The sequence below is a fragment of the Anabaena sp. AL93 genome (assembly GCF_001672085.1).
In the GTDB taxonomy this organism is placed as follows: domain Bacteria; phylum Cyanobacteriota; class Cyanobacteriia; order Cyanobacteriales; family Nostocaceae; genus Dolichospermum; species Dolichospermum heterosporum.
On record NZ_LJOU01000048.1, the window covers coordinates 1 to 18,166 of the forward strand.

Here is an 18,166-nt window from a genome sequence, read left to right on the forward strand (position 1 = left end):
CCTCCACCCCCCTACCCCCCTACCCCCCCTACTTGCCTTCACCTCTTGCCTTTTGCCAAAAAAAATAATCAGACTACAATTTTTGTAAACTTAATGTTTATGATTCTTTAGAGAGGATTTTGAAATCAATGGCTCAAAATCTACAACATGGAAGCACCTTTTGAAATCACCCTCCAGATGGTGATCACTGTTTTTGCAGGCATTAGCGCCCAGGTAATGGCTGCATATTTCAAATTACCTAGCATCGTGTTACTACTCTTATTAGGCATCCTGTTAGGTAAAGACGGGCTGGGAATATTACAACCCCATTTACTAGGAACAGGATTAGAAGTGATTGTTTCCCTAGCAACAGCAATCATTTTGTTTGAAGGAGGACTCAAATTAGATCGACAGGAGTTGGGCAAAGTTTCCCTCAGTCTCCAGTTACTCGTCACCTTGGGAACTCTGATCACCCTACTAGGGGGAAGTCTTGCGGCGCACTGGCTAGGGGAGTTTCCCTGGAATATAGCAGTGCTTTATGCGTCCATTGTTGTTGTCACCGGACCAACCGTAATTGGTCCATTAATTCAACAAATAAACGTAGATAGACAAGTCGCAACGCTATTAGAAGGCGAAGGAATTTTAATAGATCCTGTGGGAGCTATCCTGGCTTACGTTGTCTTGGATACAATTTTAAACGGTGATACAGACCCGATTAATGCCATTATTGGTCTAATTTTACGTTTCGCTGTGGGTGCGGGCATTGGTGGCGTTGGTGGATATTTAATGAGTTGGATGTTTAAACGCGCCAATTTCATCTCTTTTGAACTGAAAAATCTGGTTGTACTGGCAGTTTTATGGGTGTTGTTTGCCCTAGCGCAAATGATTCGCTCTGAATCGGGAATTATGACCACAGTGGTAGCAGGTGCGGTGTTTGCTAACTCTTCAGTTCCCGAAGAGCGGTTATTGCGAAGCTTTAAAAATCAACTGACAATTCTCAGCGTTTCTGTATTATTCATCCTGCTAGCGGCTGATTTATCCATTGCCAGTGTCTTGGCTTTAGGTTGGGGGAGTTTATTCACCGTTTTGGTGTTAATGTTTGTTGTTCGCCCCATTAACATTATTTTGTGTACTTGGAATAGTGATCTAAATTGGCGACAGAAACTATTTTTAAGTTGGGTTGCACCCAGAGGCATAGTTTCCGCCTCTGTAGCGTCTTTATTTGCGATTTTACTGACACAGAGGGGCATTAATGGTGGTGATTCGATTAAAGCCTTAGTCTTTTTGACAATTATCATGACGGTTTTTTGTCAAGGTTTAACCGCTGGCTGGTTGGTTAAATGGTTACGAATTACCTCTAAAGATGCAACTGGGGCGGTAATTGTCGGCTGTAATCCCCTGGGTTTATTAATTGCCCGCTTTTTTCAAGAACGGGGAGAAAGTGTAGTGATGATTGATACTGACCCGGAACGGTTAGCCCAAGCTGAAGCCCAAAATCTCCGAGTAATTGCTAGTAGTGCTTTAGATGGGGAAATACTGGAAGAAGCTGGTATTGGTTCGATTGGGACTTTTTTAGCCATTACCAGTAATGGTGAAGTGAATTTTGTTTTAGCTCAACGCGCTGCTGAGGAATTTAATCCTCCCCGTGTTTTAGCCATATTCCCCCGACATCCTCAAGGATCTCCTTCGGAGAATAGTAAAGTTGATCAAGCTTTTGTCTCTGATTTACCAGTAAAAACTTGGAATGAATATTTGATGAATGGACAGGTGAAATTGGGAACAACTACATTAAATGCGGCAGAATTTGACTCTCAACAAGAACATATACAAGAAAAAATTCGAGATGGGATTTTAGTACCACTATTGTTAGAAAGACAAGAACGTTTACAGGTAATGTCGGCTACTCAAGAATGGGAAATAGGCGATCGCATTATCTACCTATTATATGATGCCCGTCCTAATTTGTTAAAACTTCTCTCTGGTGCTAGTCAATCTACACCCCTAACTATGGAAACATTGGCAGAAGTTGAGGAAGTAAGAGTTAAAGAAGCTTAGATTTTTGGTAAATATGAATATGTCAGGCTTCGCCCCGCTTCGCTAACACGCAAAGGCGCAAAGGCGCAAAGAACCAAGGTTAAATTTTCAATTTACCCCCATAATCTTCTTCCTGCTTTCCCCTGTAATCTTTCGTGGGTATCTTTTAGTAAGGTGGGAATATCTAAATTTTCTGGACATTTGGGTAAACAATCACCACATTCTGTACAACGGTTGGCTTTCATTCCGGGAAACCAATGTCCGGCATTTTCAAACATTCCATAACGATATTTTCCATAATCTGTCATGTCATAAGCTACGGCTAAATTTCGTAATCTTAAAACTTCGGGAATATGAATATTTTCCGGGCAAGGTAAACAGGCATAACATTGACTACATTTATCGGTTAATAAAACATTATTTTGCTGATTTTCTAATTTTTCAAAAATGGCAATTTCGGCTTTTGTTAATTCATTTTGATGATCAAAAAGTTCTGGAGATATTACTAACTCTTCTGGTTTTGCTGGTCCTATACTCAAAGTATGAATGCGGTTATCACTCAGCAAAAACCGATAATTTAAATCTAATGGTGTCAATGGGTGACAGAGTTCCTTTAAAGTTTGGGATGGAGTATATAATTTTCCGCCCTTATCAGCAGGAGAAATAATAAAAACGCCCATATCTTTCTCTTTCGCTAACTGAATTGCGGGGGCATTATGTTGAAAAAAATAGTAATAATGGAGATTAACAAATTTAAAAAGATTTGTATTTATTGCTGCTAAAATTATATCTAATGAACCGTGAGTAGAAAACCCAATATGTCTCACTCTCCCATCATTTACAGCCTCCTCTACTGCTTGCATACAGCCATTTTTAGCTTGTACCCATTCTAAATGCTGCCAAGTATTTAATCCATGAATTCCTAAACAATCCAGATAATCTAAATTCAAGCGATTTAAAGATTCATCAATATACCAACGCATAGAATCAGCATCAGGTGTTGGGGGAATTTTGGTAGTAATGTGAATTTGACTGCGAGGTACTGATAAACCAGCTTTTATAGCGTTACCTAAATATGCTTCACTGTCACCGTAACCTCTAGCAGTTTCTAAATGATTAATTCCTAAAGATAAAGCTTTTTCCAGAAGTTGTTGGACATTTTCGCTATCAATTAAACAGCGCATTGTTCCCAAAGAAAAAACAGAAAGATATAAATTAGTTTTACCAAACCGACGATATTGCATATAGTAACGTAAGTTGCTAGTTAGAGAAATTGTCAGAAATGGCTAACGCCACGCTTCGCTATCAGGATGTCCAGGATTTAAGGATGTACAGGATGAGAACTGGAATTTTATCACCTATTACCAGCCTCAACTAGATAACTATACTCAAAACGGCTAGAAGCTGGACTTTTTTATCATACAAACTTTTTTATAACAAGTTCAAAGCCTCTCCCCGTTGCGGGGAGAGGTTTGGAGAGGGGTTTCATATTTGGTTAAACTATGAACCGTTTTCAGATAGCAACTTGAGTTAGTAGGTAACAAAGCAACAATTATTTGTCTATTTACTCCGTAAAAATAGCACAGAAAGCTGATTTCTGTGCATACCTGGGAAACGCTATAATTAACCTGGAGGCCAGGACATAGGACGACGACCAAGGATGTGTATATGTAGATGATGGACTGTTTGACCACCATCAGCACCAGTATTCATAACTACTCGATAACCGTTTTCTAGTCCCGCTGCTGCTGCAACTTTCTGGACTGTTAATAATAGATGTCCTAAAAGTGCTGCGTCTTCTGGTTCAGCGGTAGCTAGGTTGACTATGGGTTTTTTGGGAATAACGAGAATATGAACTGGTGCTTGGGGGTTAACATCTGTAAAGGCTAGTGCTAAATCGTCTTCATAAACAATATTCGCGGGAATTTCTTTACGAATGATTTTGCTGAAAATGGTTTCTGTGTTTGGACTCATGCAGTTTTACTTACTCATCTGTTAAAGATTTTAAGCGATCGCTGGAACAGGCGATAAAAAGTTAAGCTATTGTGTAGTCAGTGCATTTATAGTTTTATGGCCAAACCTGCGGATGTTAGTACCAAACGCTTAATTAGTCTTGCACCCAATAATTGGGTAAAATGGGTAACGCAAATCCCGGATGTGGTTGCTGGGGAAATTCTCAATTCTGAATTTCAATGGATTAGTAGGGAAAGTGATGTACTTATCCGTGCTGAAAGTAAAGAATATGGGGAATTTATGGTTCTCAATGAATTGCAATTGCGGTATAAGTCAGAACTGCCACGAAGAATGCGAGCTTATGCAGGATTAGCTGAGGAAAAATATAAATTACCCACATATCCCGTACTAATTAACATTCTCAAAACAGGTGATGCTGAAATCCCCACGCGATTTGAATCTAATCTTGCTGGCTTACAAGTTCGTCAAGATTACCGTGTAATTAACCTGTGGGAAGTAGATGTTAAAATTGCCTTAGAACAACCTTTACCGTCTCTACTGCCTTTTGTGCCGATTCTCAAAGGTGGTGAAGATGAATCTATAATTCGGGAAGCATTGCGTTTATTGCAAGCTGATGAACAATTAAATCAATTAGAAACGGTTCTTGCTTTTTTTGCTACGTTTGTATTAGATAGTTCCTTAGTTCAAGAAATTATGAGGTGGGATATGACAGTTTTACGCGAATCACCTTGGTATCAGGAAATATTGCAACAAGGAATGCAACAAGGTGAACAACAAGGAGAAAGAAAAGACAGACTCTCTAGCATTGAGTTATGTTTAGAAGTAAAATTTGGTAATGAAGGATTAAAATTCATGTCGAAAATATCAGAAATATCTAATCTTGAGACACTAAAAACAATTCAACGTTCAATTCTCACCGTTGCAAGTTTACAGGAACTAAAACACATACTTAAAAATTGGTGATTAACCCAGATTTGAATATGACAAATATACTTAAATCACCTACGCAAACCGCTGTATCTGTTTAAAAAAATCTAATTTCTTGGAATCATCAGAAAATAACGGTTAATTAGTTCTTTTTCTTTACCAGGTAAAGAATCCGAAATAAATAAATTCATTGGAATTTTATTTAATTCGGATAATTTTCCAATGATATGGCTAGTTTTGTTTATTAAAACTTTTCTATTAACAATAGTCATGTTCTTAGGGCTAATACTATCAAAATTTCCATCCCATATCTCTTCAGCAAAATTTATTAAATTCGATGTTTCATTATTATCACTATATCTAAAGCAGTAATATTCATTTTTAGTTTTTTCAAAAAAGAATAAGGACGCATCATGAACAATTCCATGACGAAATAAACGTATTTCCTTTAATGTTCGTTCATCTTCAATATCACCAAAATAATACAATGCTTTTTCAATTGAATTTTTTTTTTTTTTTTTGCTATACTTTCCTTTATTGAACTATTTTTATAACATTTGCCAATTTGATCAAGAATTGCAAAAGCAGCCAGAAAAGGAAGAAATGATTTAAATTTTTCAAGCCCAGAAGACTGTCGCATCTCCGCTTCTATAGTTTTCAGTGTGGAGATTATTTCAAAATCTTCGGTAATTGCTTTTGGGTAAGCATTTAAATGAATATCAATTATTTCAGAAGTTGTTAGTTTGCTCAATTTATTCTCAAAAATCATAATATACCTCTTGTAAAATTATTTATTTGCTAATCTTCACGATCAAAAAATCGCTAAAATATTTGCTTCTATTTCTTGATTAATCCTATATATACTACAATATCAGGTCGTCGGGCTGTGGCTGTTTCTGCAAAAGGACGGATTAGACAGGTGCGAGGAATAAACCAGGGAAGTTCAGCATGAGTAATAGCAATACCCAGTTTGGTTGCCAGTTTACCACCCACGGCTGCATGGGGTCCAGTTGGTTCCATATCAATCAATTCTGCGTCTGCAAGTTCATAGCGGGGGTTGTTACCGTATTCAAGGATGAATTGTGCAAAGGTTAATAATTTTGTTAATGCTTGAACCATAAGTCACCTGCATCTTTAGCTGCTATTATTATATTAACAATCCTCTTGGGTGATTTCACTCATTGTTAATATACCCACAAATCTGCTTTGATATGATCAAGGTTTATTGATATATAAAAAATGCTGGCTAGAGTTTGGAGTGCATCTATCATCGGGATTGACGCTGTAAAAGTGGGTGTGGAAGTTGATGTTTCTGGTGGTTTACCGGGAATTGTGATTTTAGGTTTACCAGATTCCGCAATTCAAGAATCTAAAGAACGGGTAAAAGCAACTTTGAAAAATGCGGGTTTTGCTTTTCCCATCCGAAAGATTGTCATTAACCTAACTCCCGCAGACTTACGAAAAGAGGGACCCGCGTTTGATTTACCAATTAGTGTGGGAATTTTAGCAGCTTCTGAACAAGTTAACGCCGATTTGTTAGGAGATTTTTTATTTTTGGGGGAAGTTTCTTTAGATGGTAGTTTGCGTCCTGTTGCTGGTGTTCTTCCTATTGCTGCAACTGCAAAGAAAATGGGAATTGCGGGTTTAGTTGTTCCTATTGATAATGCCCAAGAAGCTGCTGTTGTTGAAGGTTTAACGGTTTATGGTTGCAAAGATGTTGCTGATGTAGTGGACTTATTAAATAATCCTAAAAAATACCAACCTGTCCAGTTAAATCAAACAATTGAAACTTCCCAGTCAATATCTTTAAATTTAGCAGATTTGCAGGATGTCAAAGGACAAGCACACGCCCGCAGGGCTTTAGAAATTGCGGCTGCGGGGGGACACAATTTGATTTTTGTTGGACCACCAGGAAGCGGAAAAACGATGTTAGCAAGGCGGTTATCGGGAATTTTACCACCTTTAAGTTTTCCTGAATCTTTGGAAGTAACACGCATTCATTCTGTGGCTGGATTGTTGAAAAATCGGGGTTCTTTAGTTAGAGAAAGACCTTTTCGGAGTCCCCACCATTCCGCATCTGGTCCATCTTTGGTTGGTGGTGGTACTTTTCCCCGTCCTGGCGAAATTTCATTATCCCACAGAGGTGTACTTTTTCTCGACGAATTAACAGAATTTAAAAGAGATGTTTTGGAGTTTTTGCGTCAACCTTTAGAAGATGGTTTTGTGACTATTTCTCGAACTAAACAATCTGTGACTTTTCCCGCACAATTTACATTAGTAGCCAGTACAAATCCCTGTCCTTGTGGTTATTATGGTGATACAATTCAAGGCTGTACTTGTTCACCTCGACAACGGGAACAATATTGGGCAAAATTGTCTGGACCATTAATGGATAGAATTGATTTACAAGTAGCAGTAAATCGTTTGAAACCAGAGGAAATTACCCAACAACCAACAGGAGAAGCATCGAAATCTGTAGCCGAACGAGTAGAAAAAGCTAGAGAAAAAGCTGTAATTCGGTTTCAAAAAGAAGAAAATTTACAATGTAATGCCCAAATGCAAAGTCGTCATTTACAAAAATGGTGTCAATTAGATGATGCTAGTCGGAGTTTATTAGAAGCAGCAATTAGAAAATTAGGCTTATCTGCAAGAGCGAGCGATCGCATTCTTAAAGTATCCCGAACTATAGCAGATTTAGCAGGAGATGAAAACCTCAAACCCCAGCACGTAGCCGAAGCAATTCAATATCGGACAATTGATAGAATGCAGTAAGTAATTGGACAAAAATATTTACAGTCATTGCGAGCGAAGGGAAGCAATCACAACCCTTGGAATTGCTTCATTTCACTTCGTTCCATATGGCTAACGCCACGCAACGCTTACGCAATGACATTGTGTAATTAATTCTGTCTCACTACTTAATCAACTAGAAAAACATGAATAATAAAATGCTATATCATATTGGTTTTAGCAAAGCAGATTTAGGTGAATGTCCTCCCGAAATTGCTTTATTATCAGGTGATCCCCAGCGGGCTAATTTTATCGCCAAAACTCATTTACAAAATGTGCAGTTACTATCAGAAAATCGGGGACTTCATAGCTATTTAGGCGATTTACCCAATGGAAAAAAGATTTTATCTGCTACTAGTGGTATGGGTGCGCCTTCTTTGAGTATTGTGGTTAATGAGTTAGTACAAGTAGGTATTCAAAAAATTATTCGCATTGGTACTTGTGGCTCAATTCAACCTCATATATCCGTTGGGAGTATTGTTATTAGTAACGCGGCTTTGTGTCGTCAAGGTGCAGCTAATGATATTGCACCTGTAGAGTATCCAGCCACAGCAGATCCTTTTCTCACAGTGGCTTTAGTCAAAGCAGCACAAGAATTAAAAATTGAGCATTATTTAGGAATTACAGCATCAGTTGATACCTTTTATGAAGGACAAGAACGGACTGATTCAGCTAATCCTTATTTAATCCGATCTCTTAATGGAATTACCGAAGAATATCGCCGCTTAAATATTTTGAATTACGAAATGGAAGCAGGAATGTTATTCAAAATGGCAGGTGTTTATAACTTCGCTGCTGCGGCTGTTTGTGCTGTCGTTGCTCAACGTACCATGTCAGAAGATGTTATTTTATCAAAAAAGGATTTAGCTATCAACAATGCCATTTTAACTGCTATCCGTGCGGCTGCAAATATCTAGTTAAGCATCTTTGGGCAAATTATTGGGGTCAATTCCCTGCGATCGCAAATAAGCTATTAGCCGTTCTTTTTCCTCCCGTTCTTGTTCCGCCCGTTGACGTTCCTGTTCAATTTTTTCCACAGCCCAAGGTAATAAGTTACCTGTTTGATCCCACCATCTTAACCAATAGCCAGAACGACCTTCCTTTTCCCCTCGCCAAGTTCCTAAAAACAGTCCCATTGAGTCAATCCAATGACGACCATTCTCATCTGGTTGTTGTAATTCATAACGTCCATTTTCCAGTTGATAATATTCTAATAAACCACCATCTGGCTCAAATATGATGTAAATGGCAACTTGTAAAATTTGTTCATAAAAAAACCATTTTCCCGGCGGATAGGTACGCTTAACTGAATATTCTCCACCGTCTTTATCTGATAAAAACTCCATCACTACAGCAGGTATATCCCCTTCCAAATTGGGTGTATAGCTTTTACGTTCTGCTAATATCTCTTTAACAGAAGGCACATATACCCAATCTGGTGCTTTAGCCACAAATTGCTCATTTAACGTGGCACACAGACCAAAATTGGCAGCGATTAACATTTGTGGTTGAATAAATCCACTGATTTCTAAACTTTCCCGCAAAGCCCCCGCTAAAAGTGGCTGTCCTGTATTTTCCACTGGTTCATCCTCCAACTGAAAATCATCGGGTAAGGCTTCCCAAGAGATGACCAGTCCAGTCTGTGATTTGGTTTCACTGAGTAGGGTTGCCATAAACGCCACCTTTAGTTGATTTATTTTTATTGTATCCTAATATATTTTTATTGTAAATCTCAGAAAATATATTGTATAATTTTCTCAGCCAAAAAACATTTTTATATAGTTTAAATTAAAAAATATGGATCAACCAATTCTTAAATTTATTTTTACCCAAAACTATAAAAATCTCTCGTTATCTCAATCTGTAGAGTTAAAAAATCTCAATATTTTTATAGGATCAAATGGTTCTGGAAAAAGTAATTTTATCAGTACATTAAAATTTTTAAAGGATTGTTTAACTAGTATTCCTGATGAAAGTCGTGGTATTACTAGTTTTGAAGAAGCAATTAGTAGGTTTGGTAATGATAGGATTTTAGATAATAGTGTGGATAGTCCTGCTGTAATTAAATTACAATATGGGTTTTCGGAAATATTACAATATAGTAGTCGAATTAAAAGTCCAATTCTGGATATTGATTTATTTGTAGATAGAAAAAAACAGAAATTAACTATTCATCAAGAATCTTTATATAGTGGAGATGATTTACCCAATCCAGAGTCATCACCTTTTTATTATTATAAATTTCATGATCCAAAACTGCAAAATATAGGTAAAGGCGTTATATCAGTCTATAACCAATCTGAACAGAAAGTAGGAACACATTTTGAAGTATTAGATAATATTCCTGCAAATATTTTAGGTTTAAATGCACTTTCAGAATTATTGGAAAATAGTCAAAATAAACTGATAACTACACTAACCACACCTGCTTATAAAGTTAGAAGAGAGTTAATTGCATTTATTTCTCAATGGCAATTTTATAATGCGAATAACATGGATTTGCATCAAATTAGAAATTCAGAACCAAAAATAGGAGGAAATGATATTTATTTATCTACATCAGGAAATAATTTACCTTTAGTATTTGAGAATTTAACCCAGGAAAATATTGACTTTGAAGACAGTATTAATAATGCTATGAAGTCTATTTTGCCTAAAACTCGTCGGCTACGTTCTATTCGTTCTGGGCGCTTATCATTAACACTAGAATGGCATTTTGAAGATATTAAAGAACCATTTTATCTCACAGAAATGTCAGATGGAACGGTAAGAATGTTATGCTGGGCGACTATATTATATTCTCCTATTTTACCTTCCTTATTAGTTATTGATGAACCAGAATTAGGTTTGCACGTATCTTGGATGCCAATTTTAGCAGAATGGATTAAACAAGCTGCTAGAAAAACTCAAATTATTATCACTACTCATAGTCCTGATCTTTTAGATCATTTTACAGATTGCTTAGAAAATGTTTATTGTTTTTATTCTCAAGATAAAACGCATTTTTCCATGAAAACACTCTCTCATGAAATTTTAGATCAAAAACTAGAAGAAGGATGGCAATTAGGTGATTTATATCGTGTAGGAGATCCTACTGTGGGAGGATGTCCGTGGTAGTTTGGGTATTTGCAGGTGAATGGTTACATACACCTTTGCTATTACTAAAAATAGTCCCAGAAAATTTACAAAAAAGATGTCCTTTATTTCGAGAACTTTATAATTATCTACATGATTTCTGTAGTAATTATTAGTCATCATCATTCACCTAATCTAAAAACTCTCCCAAACTTGGTACATTTACCCAACTTCCTCTTTCATGAGATTCATGGGATAAATCCATTAACAATTGCGAATAAACCCCTTCTTTTAGAGAAGGTGTAGTTTGTTGATGATTAGTAATTCCTTTTACCCATTCATCAACAACCCGAAGAAAAGCACAAATTCGCCCATCATGATAATGTTGAGGAAAGAGAAATTGTTGCGGAACTGCTATTTCTTTTAAGGATTCACCCGGTTGAGAACCCCAAATTTGAAAACCATGAATATAGTCTTTTTGATTTTTACTACCTAAAACTAATGTTCCCTTATCCCCATATACTTCTATCCAATGAGTTCTTTCTGCATGAACAACTGCACTAATAGAAACTTGACAAGGTGTACCATTTACTAATTCCAAAGATAATAAACAAGTATCATCAGTATCAACTGCTTGTAATTCCCCATTTGCAGGGTTCACTCTTTCAGAAATAGCAGTAATTAAATGAGCATTTAATTTACCAACTGAACCGAATAACCAATTAATATAATCGAAAGCATGAGAACCTAAAGAACCTAAAGCACCTCCACCTTTTTCTTTACTAGAATACCAATTCCAAGGACGAGAAGTATCAGCGCGAGAAGAACCCAACCAATCAATTTTAATTAATCGGATATTCCCCACATAATTTGCAGCCAGAAGTTGAGCGAAAAATTGCCATTCTGGAACAAACCGAAATTCAAAATCTACAGTTGCAATTACACCTTGACTCTTTGCTAACTGATACAATTCTTTAGCTTCAGTGACATTTAAAGTTATAGGTTTTTCTAACAAGAGATGTTTACCAGCTTGCAAAACCTGTTTAGCCATTTCATAATGCAAAAATGGCGGTGTGGAAATGCTGACAGCTTCAACTGTGGGTAAAGCTAGAATTTCTGCTAAATTATCGCTTGCATAGGGGATATTATGACTGGCAGCAATAGTTTTTGCTTTATTAATATCTCGATGATAAACAGCGACGATTTTAGTATTATGATGTGCTTGAAATGTAGGAATATGAACTTTTTGACCAAATCCCGTACCAACAACTGCTACCCCAATCATGTTTAGTTTTTATAAAATTTACTTAATAATTGTACAGATTAATTGGATTTTCAGAAAGTTAATGGCGAAAATTATTAATAATTAAAAATAATCGCCATTAAATTCACAGAGACAAAATACTCAAACCTTAGATAGAAACTGAGGGTGGGGTAATAGTGTTATTAGCAAGTAAATCTACATCTTTCGATGCTTCATTTACGCGCAGAATTTTCGCTCCTAACTGCTGCAACTTTAGATCCAGACGATTATAGCCTCGATCTAAGTGGTGTAATCCTTGAACAATGGTTGTTCCCGTCGCTGCTAATCCGGCTATGACTAAAGCTGCGGAAGCTCTTAAATCCGTGCCTATGACTGGTGCGCCCGATAACACTGGCACTCCCCGAACAAAAGCAGTATTACCTTTAACACGGATATCTGCGCCCAGACGATTTAACTCAGAAGCATGACGCAAGCGATTTTCAAAGACTGATTCGTTAATGATACTGTCACCTTCAGCTACAGTTAGTAAAGCCATGAAAGGTGCTTGCATATCCGTAGGAAAACCAGGATGGGGCAAGGTATCAATATTTATAGCTTTGAGAGTTTTCGCTGGCAAAATCCGTAAGCAATCTTTCCCTTCCTCAATAATAGATACACCAATCTCCTGCAACTTGGCAATAACGGGGATTAAATGATCTGGTACAACAGGAGATAGAAGTAGTTCAGAACGGGTAATTGCACCAGCAATTAATAATGTTCCTGCTTCAATGCGGTCAGGAATAATAGTATAATCAGTAGAGTGTAATTTAGGTACACCGACTATCGTAATTGTACTTGTTCCTGCACCTTGAATTTTTGCTCCCATTGAGTTACAGAAGTTAGCTAAATCAACTACTTCTGGCTCTCTGGCAGCGTTGTCAATGATGGTTTCTCCATCTGCTAGGGTAGCAGCCATCATCAAGGTTTCTGTCGCACCAACACTGGGAGTATCTAAATAGATTTTTGCTCCTGTTAATCTGCCATTATTCCCAGGAACATGAGCATTGCAAATACCGTGTTCAATTAACACTTCTGCGCCCATTGCTTGCAGTCCTCTGACGTGCAAATCTACCGGTCTAGCACCAATGGCACAACCCCCTGGTAAGGGCATTTGTGCTACTCCTAGTCGAGCTAAAATTGGACCAATGGCAAAGAAACTGGCTCGCAGTTGGGTAACTAGTTCATAAGGGGCTTTAGATGTGGTAATTTCTCGCGCATCAACATCTAAAATGTCCCCTTCTCTATTTAAACGTAATCCTAAAGCTGATAAAACTTGTCCCATCCGTTCTACGTCCGCTAATAAGGGAACGTTGCGAATGCGACAATCACCGGAACAGAGGAATGTTCCAGCCATGATTACCAGGGCGGAATTCTTAGCTCCGCTAATTTTTACATGACCCCCCAAAGGATGCCCTCCACTGATTTGCAAGACTGAGGAGTCTGTTGCCAGTGAAGACTTGGCATCTGGTAAGCTGCTAGAAGAATTAATAAGCCTACCTCCAAAAGTACGTAATTATAAAGGTTTGACGTTGCTTTTTATTCTAAGTCGATTATCTTCTGGCTAAAAGCAAAGAAGAGTCTTCTCTAAGTTGTCAAATGCCATAAATGTCGTTAGATTCTATCATGCAGTATGCCAGCTTGATTGGAAAAATGGGGATTGGCTAGATGTGAACAAAATTTTAAAATTTTTCTGTCTCTATTCTGGCAAATCTTTTCTTGACAAATCAAAAAAATTAGGCAATAATGATAAACTGTTAATAAGATTCAATCCCTGCGGAACTGGCGGAATTGGCAGACGCGCTAGATTCAGGTTCTAGTGCCTTCACGGGCTTCCGGGTTCAAGTCCCGGGTTCCGCATATCAATTTTGGATGTAGCTTTTTACTAAGAGTAAGCCACAAAATAAATGATCCTGTTTTGTCATGCTGAATGTAGCGTTCGCGGAGCGTGGCGTTAGCCATAGCGAAACGAAACATCTCAAGAGATTCTTCACTACACTTCGTTTCGTAATGCCTCTGGCACGCTGCGCGAACAGAGTGACATTGGGCATTTCTTTTTGTCGAGTTCTCTAAAACGTTCTTGTATAGTTAGCGGGCAAGATGCCCGCACCACAAGAAAATTTGGGATACTTTTTAAATTGGATAACTCTAAGAGGGTGTTTGAAAAGTCATAATTGCTGTATCAAATGTTCTACCCCTTATCTTATAAAGGCTATCGTGTACACACAAGTTAAATTACCCCCCTTAATCCCCCCGATGCTTTGGGGGAAACCGGAAAAATCAGTCCCCTCCCCAAAGCATCGGGGAGGGTTAGGGTGGGGTAATTTGAGGAATAATGGTGACTCCTGCTGTAAGTAGGTGAACACAATAAGGGACTTCCAAGAAATAAATTATCCTGATTAACGAACCACAGAGGCGCAGAGGACACAGAGGAATAAGGGTTTGAGAGATTTTTGCGTTAGGTGGTTGAGTATTTTTTTATTTGGAAGTCCCTAAAACCAAACTGTGTAAAGAAACGTAAAATCGCTGAAAACTTCTTTACTCTTGCCTCTTGCCTCTTGCCTCTTGCCTCTTGCCTTGCTATAACGACAATTTTCAACGCCAACCTACTTATCAATGTTCAAATAAATCCTTGAATTGTAATAAATCTAAAGTAACTATTGTGGGTAAAACTTGAAAACATTCTTGGGCAACTTGCGAACGTTCTTCCCGTTCTAACATAGTTGTAAGCTTTTCTCGTACACTTAACAAATAACGGACATCATTAGCCGCATAACTTAATTGTGCATCAGATAAATTACTAGCATTACCCCAATCAGAACATTGGGAACTTTTGTCTAATTCCACTTTTTCCAACTCTAAAACCACATCTTTTAAACCATGACGATTTGTATAAGTTCTAGCTAACTTACTAGCAATTTTAGTACAAAAAATGGGCTGTACAATAATATCTAAATTCTGCCGTAAAGTAGCAACATCAAATCTGGCAAAGTGGAAAACCTTGACAATATCAGTTGCTTCCATTAAAACTTTCAAATTTGGTGCTACCGTTTGTCCTCTAGAGATCCGAATGGCTGTGACTTGTCCTTCCGGGTTGCAGAGTTGAACTAGACATAAGCGATCGCGCCCAGGTAAAAGTCCCATCGTTTCCGTATCAACAGCGATCGCCGGAGATCTTAAATACTCAGCCAGAATTTCATCACTTAAGTCGCGATCGCTAACCTGAAAATCTTGTAATGTCATGAACTTATCAAATATAAATTATCTTTATTTTGCCAGACAACATGACCCAAAATTTCTTTCTTCCCCCTGACTCCTACCCCATCAGCAACCCCTACTTATTAGCATTCAAAAATATTTGCGTTAAATACACTTCCCCCTTCTGATTAGTAGCCACACCAACCCCAGTTAAATTATATTTACCCTGAAGATTCTTCAGATGACCGGGACTTTTTAACCAACCAGAAACCGCCTCATTGGCAGGATTGCTATATCCAGTATTATAAGCCACATTTTCTGCCGCACTAGTGTATTTAAGAGGAATCGCCATCACCCGCTGTTCAAATCCTTGATGGCTAAAAGGAACTTCACCCGTCGCCATATTTTGACTGTGAATCCTGGCTTGCTGACTGATTTTTTCGCTTAAATTTAGTTGTTTTAGCCCGCGTTTTGCCCGATATTGATTAATTTGAGTAAAAACCGATTTCTCTAAATTAGTAGTTTCAAACCCAAGATTAGATATTTTGGCTTGACTTGTCACCAGTGATGAAGGCTGATATCCGCCAGTTTGTTTAGCAGAACTATTATCTGGATTCGCAGCAGTCATATAGCCACTAGCGATGACAAGCGTACTTAAAGCGATGCCAAAAGCAGTTTGTCGTAACATAGATTTTTAAGCTAAGTAATGTATGGATTTACTGGATATATACCCTATCTTCTGATTATCAGAATACTTACCAGGATACTATTTGCCGAATATAAACTAAAGAATCATCAAATTTTCACAATTCAAAGCAGTCATATCTCACTCATGACTATAAAACTAATAGATGTTATTTACACTACATTATTAATCAAAATCATTAGTAATAAATAGTATCCAATGATAGATGTCATAGATACTATTTTTATTAATCAATTATTTTTGACAAAAACTTACAGCAGGAGTCAGGAGGAAGAATTAGATCAAGATAGGAATAGCAGTCAACTTAAGCTCAAATCCCTACCACATCTCGTTCCTAGTCTCTGACTAGGAATGCAGTTAATGAGGCTCTGCCTCTAATATTATTGAAGGCAGAGCCTTCTAGAATTCATTCCCAGTCAGAGACTGGGAATGAGATGACTTGAGTTCTTTGCGGGATAGAGGTTTTACGTTAAGTTGACACCAATGAGCATGAGCTAAACCCCTACCTTGTGAATCAAATAATTAAGCCGTGTTGGGTATAATTAGTGAATTAAGAACTTAGCCGCCGTTTGCACATCCTTATCGCCGCGCCCAGAACAGTTGATAATGAGATTAGGACTACCAGCAAGTTGAGGACAGAGAGTTTCCAGGTAAGCGATCGCATGAGAAGTTTCCAAAGCTGGTATAATACCCTCCAACTTCGACAACCGTTGGAACGCTTCCAAAGCCTCAGCATCCGTTACACTGTAATATTCAGCCCTGCCAATATCCTTCATATAACTGTGTTCAGGACCAACGCCAGGATAATCCAACCCAGCACTAATAGAATGGGGTTCAATCACCTGTCCATCATCATCCTGCAAAAGATAACTCATCGAACCATGTAACACACCAACCTGTCCCTTTGTCAGAGTAGCTGCGTGTTTGCCAGTATCCACACCCTCACCAGCAGCCTCCACCCCAATTAACCGCACAGACGATTCTTTCACAAACTCGTGAAATAGTCCCATAGCATTAGAACCACCACCCACACAAGCCACCAGAATATCAGGCAACCCACCCCATTTTTCCATCGCTTGAGCGCGAGTTTCCTCACCAATCACCGCATGAAAATCCCGAACCATCATCGGGTAAGGATGGGGACCAGCCACAGAACCCAGGATGTAATGGGTCGTTTCCACATTCGTTACCCAGTCCCGGATGGCTTCAGAAGTGGCATCTTTGAGAGTTCCCGTCCCCGCAGACACCGGACGAACTTCCGCCCCCATCAGCCGCATTCTGAACACATTTAAAGATTGGCGTTCCATGTCGTGAACACCCATGTAAATAATACATTCCAAACCAAACCGAGCGCAAACAGTCGCCGTTGCTACACCATGTTGTCCTGCACCAGTTTCCGCAATAATCCGCCGTTTACCCATACGCTTGGCTAATAATACCTGACCGAGAGCATTATTAATCTTATGTGCGCCAGTATGGTTCAAATCTTCCCGCTTCAAGTAGATTTGCGCCCCTGTACCATCAGGACGAGCATAATTAGCAGTCAGCCTTTCAGCAAAGTACAAAGGAGTAGCCCGTCCGACATAATCTTTCAATAAACCTTGTAATTCAGCTTGAAAAGCCGATTCATGGCGATACTTCTGATATGCTGCTTCTAATTCAGCCAACGCCGGCATCAAAGTTTCAGGAACATACTTACCACCAAAGCTGCCAAAACGTCCTAGAGTATCAGGTACTGAAGCCGTTTGTGAGAAATGAGGAGAGAGAGGAGTAGTAGTCACGGATTGGGTAAAATAAGAGAACAAAGTTAATTGTAATTCTAGAACAATATTGTAGTCAGGGCTTCTAGCTAGTCCCCCCTTCCCAATCTCCACAATTCTCGTTTCTCGTTCCCAGTCTCTGACTGGGAATGCCATTTTAGAGGTTCTACCTCCAGTTAGGGACTTCCAAGAAATAAATTATCCTGATTAACGAACCACAGAGGCGCAGAGGACACAGAGGAATAAGGGTTTGAGAGATTTTTGCGTTAGGTGGTTGAGTATTTTTTTATTTGGAAGTCCCTTATAATTGAGGCAGAGCCTCTTAACTGTATTCCCACGCGGAGCATGGGAACTAGAGAGTTCTCTATTTAAATAAGAGTTAAATAAGGGAATTTTATCTTATTCCCTCGTTCCCAGTCTCTG

Annotated in this window: 16 protein-coding genes, 1 tRNA gene and 1 pseudogene; 7 read left to right on the forward strand and 11 right to left on the reverse strand. The window is 38.4% G+C overall.

What is annotated here, in order from left to right:
* Positions 1-147 precede the first annotated feature (147 nt).
* Positions 148-2,034, forward strand: coding sequence for a cation:proton antiporter (locus AN486_RS13745; RefSeq protein ID WP_290601099.1), 1,887 nt, complete (start codon positions 148-150; stop codon positions 2,032-2,034).
* A gap of 92 nt (positions 2,035-2,126) precedes the next feature.
* On the opposite strand, the gene AN486_RS13750 is transcribed toward AN486_RS13745, so the two are convergent.
* Both AN486_RS13750 and AN486_RS13755 read right to left on the reverse strand, forming a co-directional pair.
* On the reverse strand, positions 2,127-3,257 hold the full coding sequence (locus AN486_RS13750) for an aldo/keto reductase (RefSeq protein WP_053540746.1): 1,131 nt from the start codon (positions 3,255-3,257) through the stop codon (positions 2,127-2,129).
* Positions 3,258-3,636: 379 nt separating this feature from the next.
* Positions 3,637-3,987: a histidine triad nucleotide-binding protein gene (locus AN486_RS13755; protein ID WP_053540747.1), complete on the reverse strand. Its 351-nt coding sequence runs from the start codon at positions 3,985-3,987 to the stop codon at positions 3,637-3,639.
* Positions 3,988-4,083: 96 nt separating this feature from the next.
* Here AN486_RS13755 and AN486_RS13760 point away from each other — a divergent pair, with 96 nt between their 5' ends.
* Positions 4,084-4,950, forward strand: a complete 867-nt coding sequence (locus tag AN486_RS13760) for an Rpn family recombination-promoting nuclease/putative transposase (protein ID WP_290601102.1) — start codon at positions 4,084-4,086, stop codon at positions 4,948-4,950.
* A gap of 71 nt (positions 4,951-5,021) precedes the next feature.
* Here AN486_RS13760 and AN486_RS13765 read toward each other — a convergent pair whose 3' ends face one another.
* From AN486_RS13765 to AN486_RS13775, 3 genes and pseudogenes are all read right to left on the reverse strand, one after another.
* A complete protein-coding gene (locus AN486_RS13765; protein WP_290601104.1) occupies positions 5,022-5,402 on the reverse strand; it encodes a hypothetical protein in 381 nt (126 codons plus the stop codon).
* Positions 5,363-5,683, reverse strand: coding sequence for a hypothetical protein (locus AN486_RS13770; RefSeq protein WP_290601106.1), 321 nt, complete (start codon positions 5,681-5,683; stop codon positions 5,363-5,365). Before AN486_RS13770 ends, AN486_RS13765 begins: the two co-directional genes overlap by 40 nt.
* A gap of 92 nt (positions 5,684-5,775) precedes the next feature.
* Positions 5,776-6,033 (reverse strand): annotated as a pseudogene (locus tag AN486_RS13775) (Uma2 family endonuclease); the annotation flags it as partial.
* Between the two features lie 120 nt (positions 6,034-6,153).
* Here AN486_RS13775 and AN486_RS13780 point away from each other — a divergent pair.
* Both AN486_RS13780 and AN486_RS13785 read left to right on the forward strand, forming a co-directional pair.
* Positions 6,154-7,686 carry a YifB family Mg chelatase-like AAA ATPase gene (locus AN486_RS13780; protein ID WP_190384595.1) on the forward strand — a complete coding sequence of 511 codons (1,533 nt, stop codon included), beginning with the start codon at positions 6,154-6,156 and terminating at the stop codon, positions 7,684-7,686.
* A gap of 164 nt (positions 7,687-7,850) precedes the next feature.
* Complete coding sequence (locus AN486_RS13785) at positions 7,851-8,621, forward strand: nucleoside phosphorylase (RefSeq protein ID WP_168635789.1); 771 nt, start codon at positions 7,851-7,853, stop codon at positions 8,619-8,621.
* Here the strand turns inward: AN486_RS13785 and AN486_RS13790 are convergent, their stop codons facing one another.
* Positions 8,622-9,377, reverse strand: a complete 756-nt coding sequence (locus tag AN486_RS13790) for a Uma2 family endonuclease (protein ID WP_290601110.1) — start codon at positions 9,375-9,377, stop codon at positions 8,622-8,624.
* A 124-nt stretch (positions 9,378-9,501) separates the two neighbouring features.
* On the opposite strand from AN486_RS13790, the gene AN486_RS13795 reads away from it, so the two are divergent.
* Both AN486_RS13795 and AN486_RS13800 read left to right on the forward strand, forming a co-directional pair.
* The gene (locus tag AN486_RS13795; protein ID WP_290601112.1) at positions 9,502-10,821 is read left to right on the forward strand and encodes an AAA family ATPase; all 1,320 of its coding nucleotides are present in this window, start codon (positions 9,502-9,504) and stop codon (positions 10,819-10,821) included.
* Positions 10,809-10,955, forward strand: a complete 147-nt coding sequence (locus AN486_RS13800; protein WP_190384633.1) for a hypothetical protein — start codon at positions 10,809-10,811, stop codon at positions 10,953-10,955. The genes AN486_RS13795 and AN486_RS13800 overlap by 13 nt, the downstream gene beginning before the upstream one ends.
* 14 nt (positions 10,956-10,969) lie before the next feature.
* Here the strand turns inward: AN486_RS13800 and AN486_RS13805 are convergent, their stop codons facing one another.
* Positions 10,970-12,064 carry a Gfo/Idh/MocA family oxidoreductase gene (locus AN486_RS13805; RefSeq protein WP_290601115.1) on the reverse strand — a complete coding sequence of 365 codons (1,095 nt, stop codon included), beginning with the start codon at positions 12,062-12,064 and terminating at the stop codon, positions 10,970-10,972.
* A gap of 127 nt (positions 12,065-12,191) precedes the next feature.
* Positions 12,192-13,571, reverse strand: a complete 1,380-nt coding sequence (gene murA, locus AN486_RS13810; protein WP_081424310.1) for a UDP-N-acetylglucosamine 1-carboxyvinyltransferase — start codon at positions 13,569-13,571, stop codon at positions 12,192-12,194.
* A 284-nt stretch (positions 13,572-13,855) separates the two neighbouring features.
* On the opposite strand from murA, the gene AN486_RS13815 reads away from it, so the two are divergent.
* Positions 13,856-13,939: transfer RNA gene (locus AN486_RS13815), tRNA-Leu, on the forward strand.
* Positions 13,940-14,692: 753 nt separating this feature from the next.
* Here the strand turns inward: AN486_RS13815 and AN486_RS13820 are convergent.
* The 3 genes from AN486_RS13820 to trpB form a co-directional block, all read right to left on the reverse strand.
* Entirely contained in the window at positions 14,693-15,322 is a 630-nt protein-coding gene (locus AN486_RS13820; RefSeq protein ID WP_168635792.1) for a ribonuclease D, read from the reverse strand.
* Between the two features lie 91 nt (positions 15,323-15,413).
* The gene (locus AN486_RS13825; protein WP_039205210.1) at positions 15,414-15,965 is read right to left on the reverse strand and encodes a CAP domain-containing protein; all 552 of its coding nucleotides are present in this window, start codon (positions 15,963-15,965) and stop codon (positions 15,414-15,416) included.
* Positions 15,966-16,525: 560 nt separating this feature from the next.
* Positions 16,526-17,764 carry a tryptophan synthase subunit beta gene (gene trpB, locus AN486_RS13830; RefSeq protein WP_053541383.1) on the reverse strand — a complete coding sequence of 413 codons (1,239 nt, stop codon included), beginning with the start codon at positions 17,762-17,764 and terminating at the stop codon, positions 16,526-16,528.
* Between the last annotated feature and the right edge of the window lie 402 nt (positions 17,765-18,166).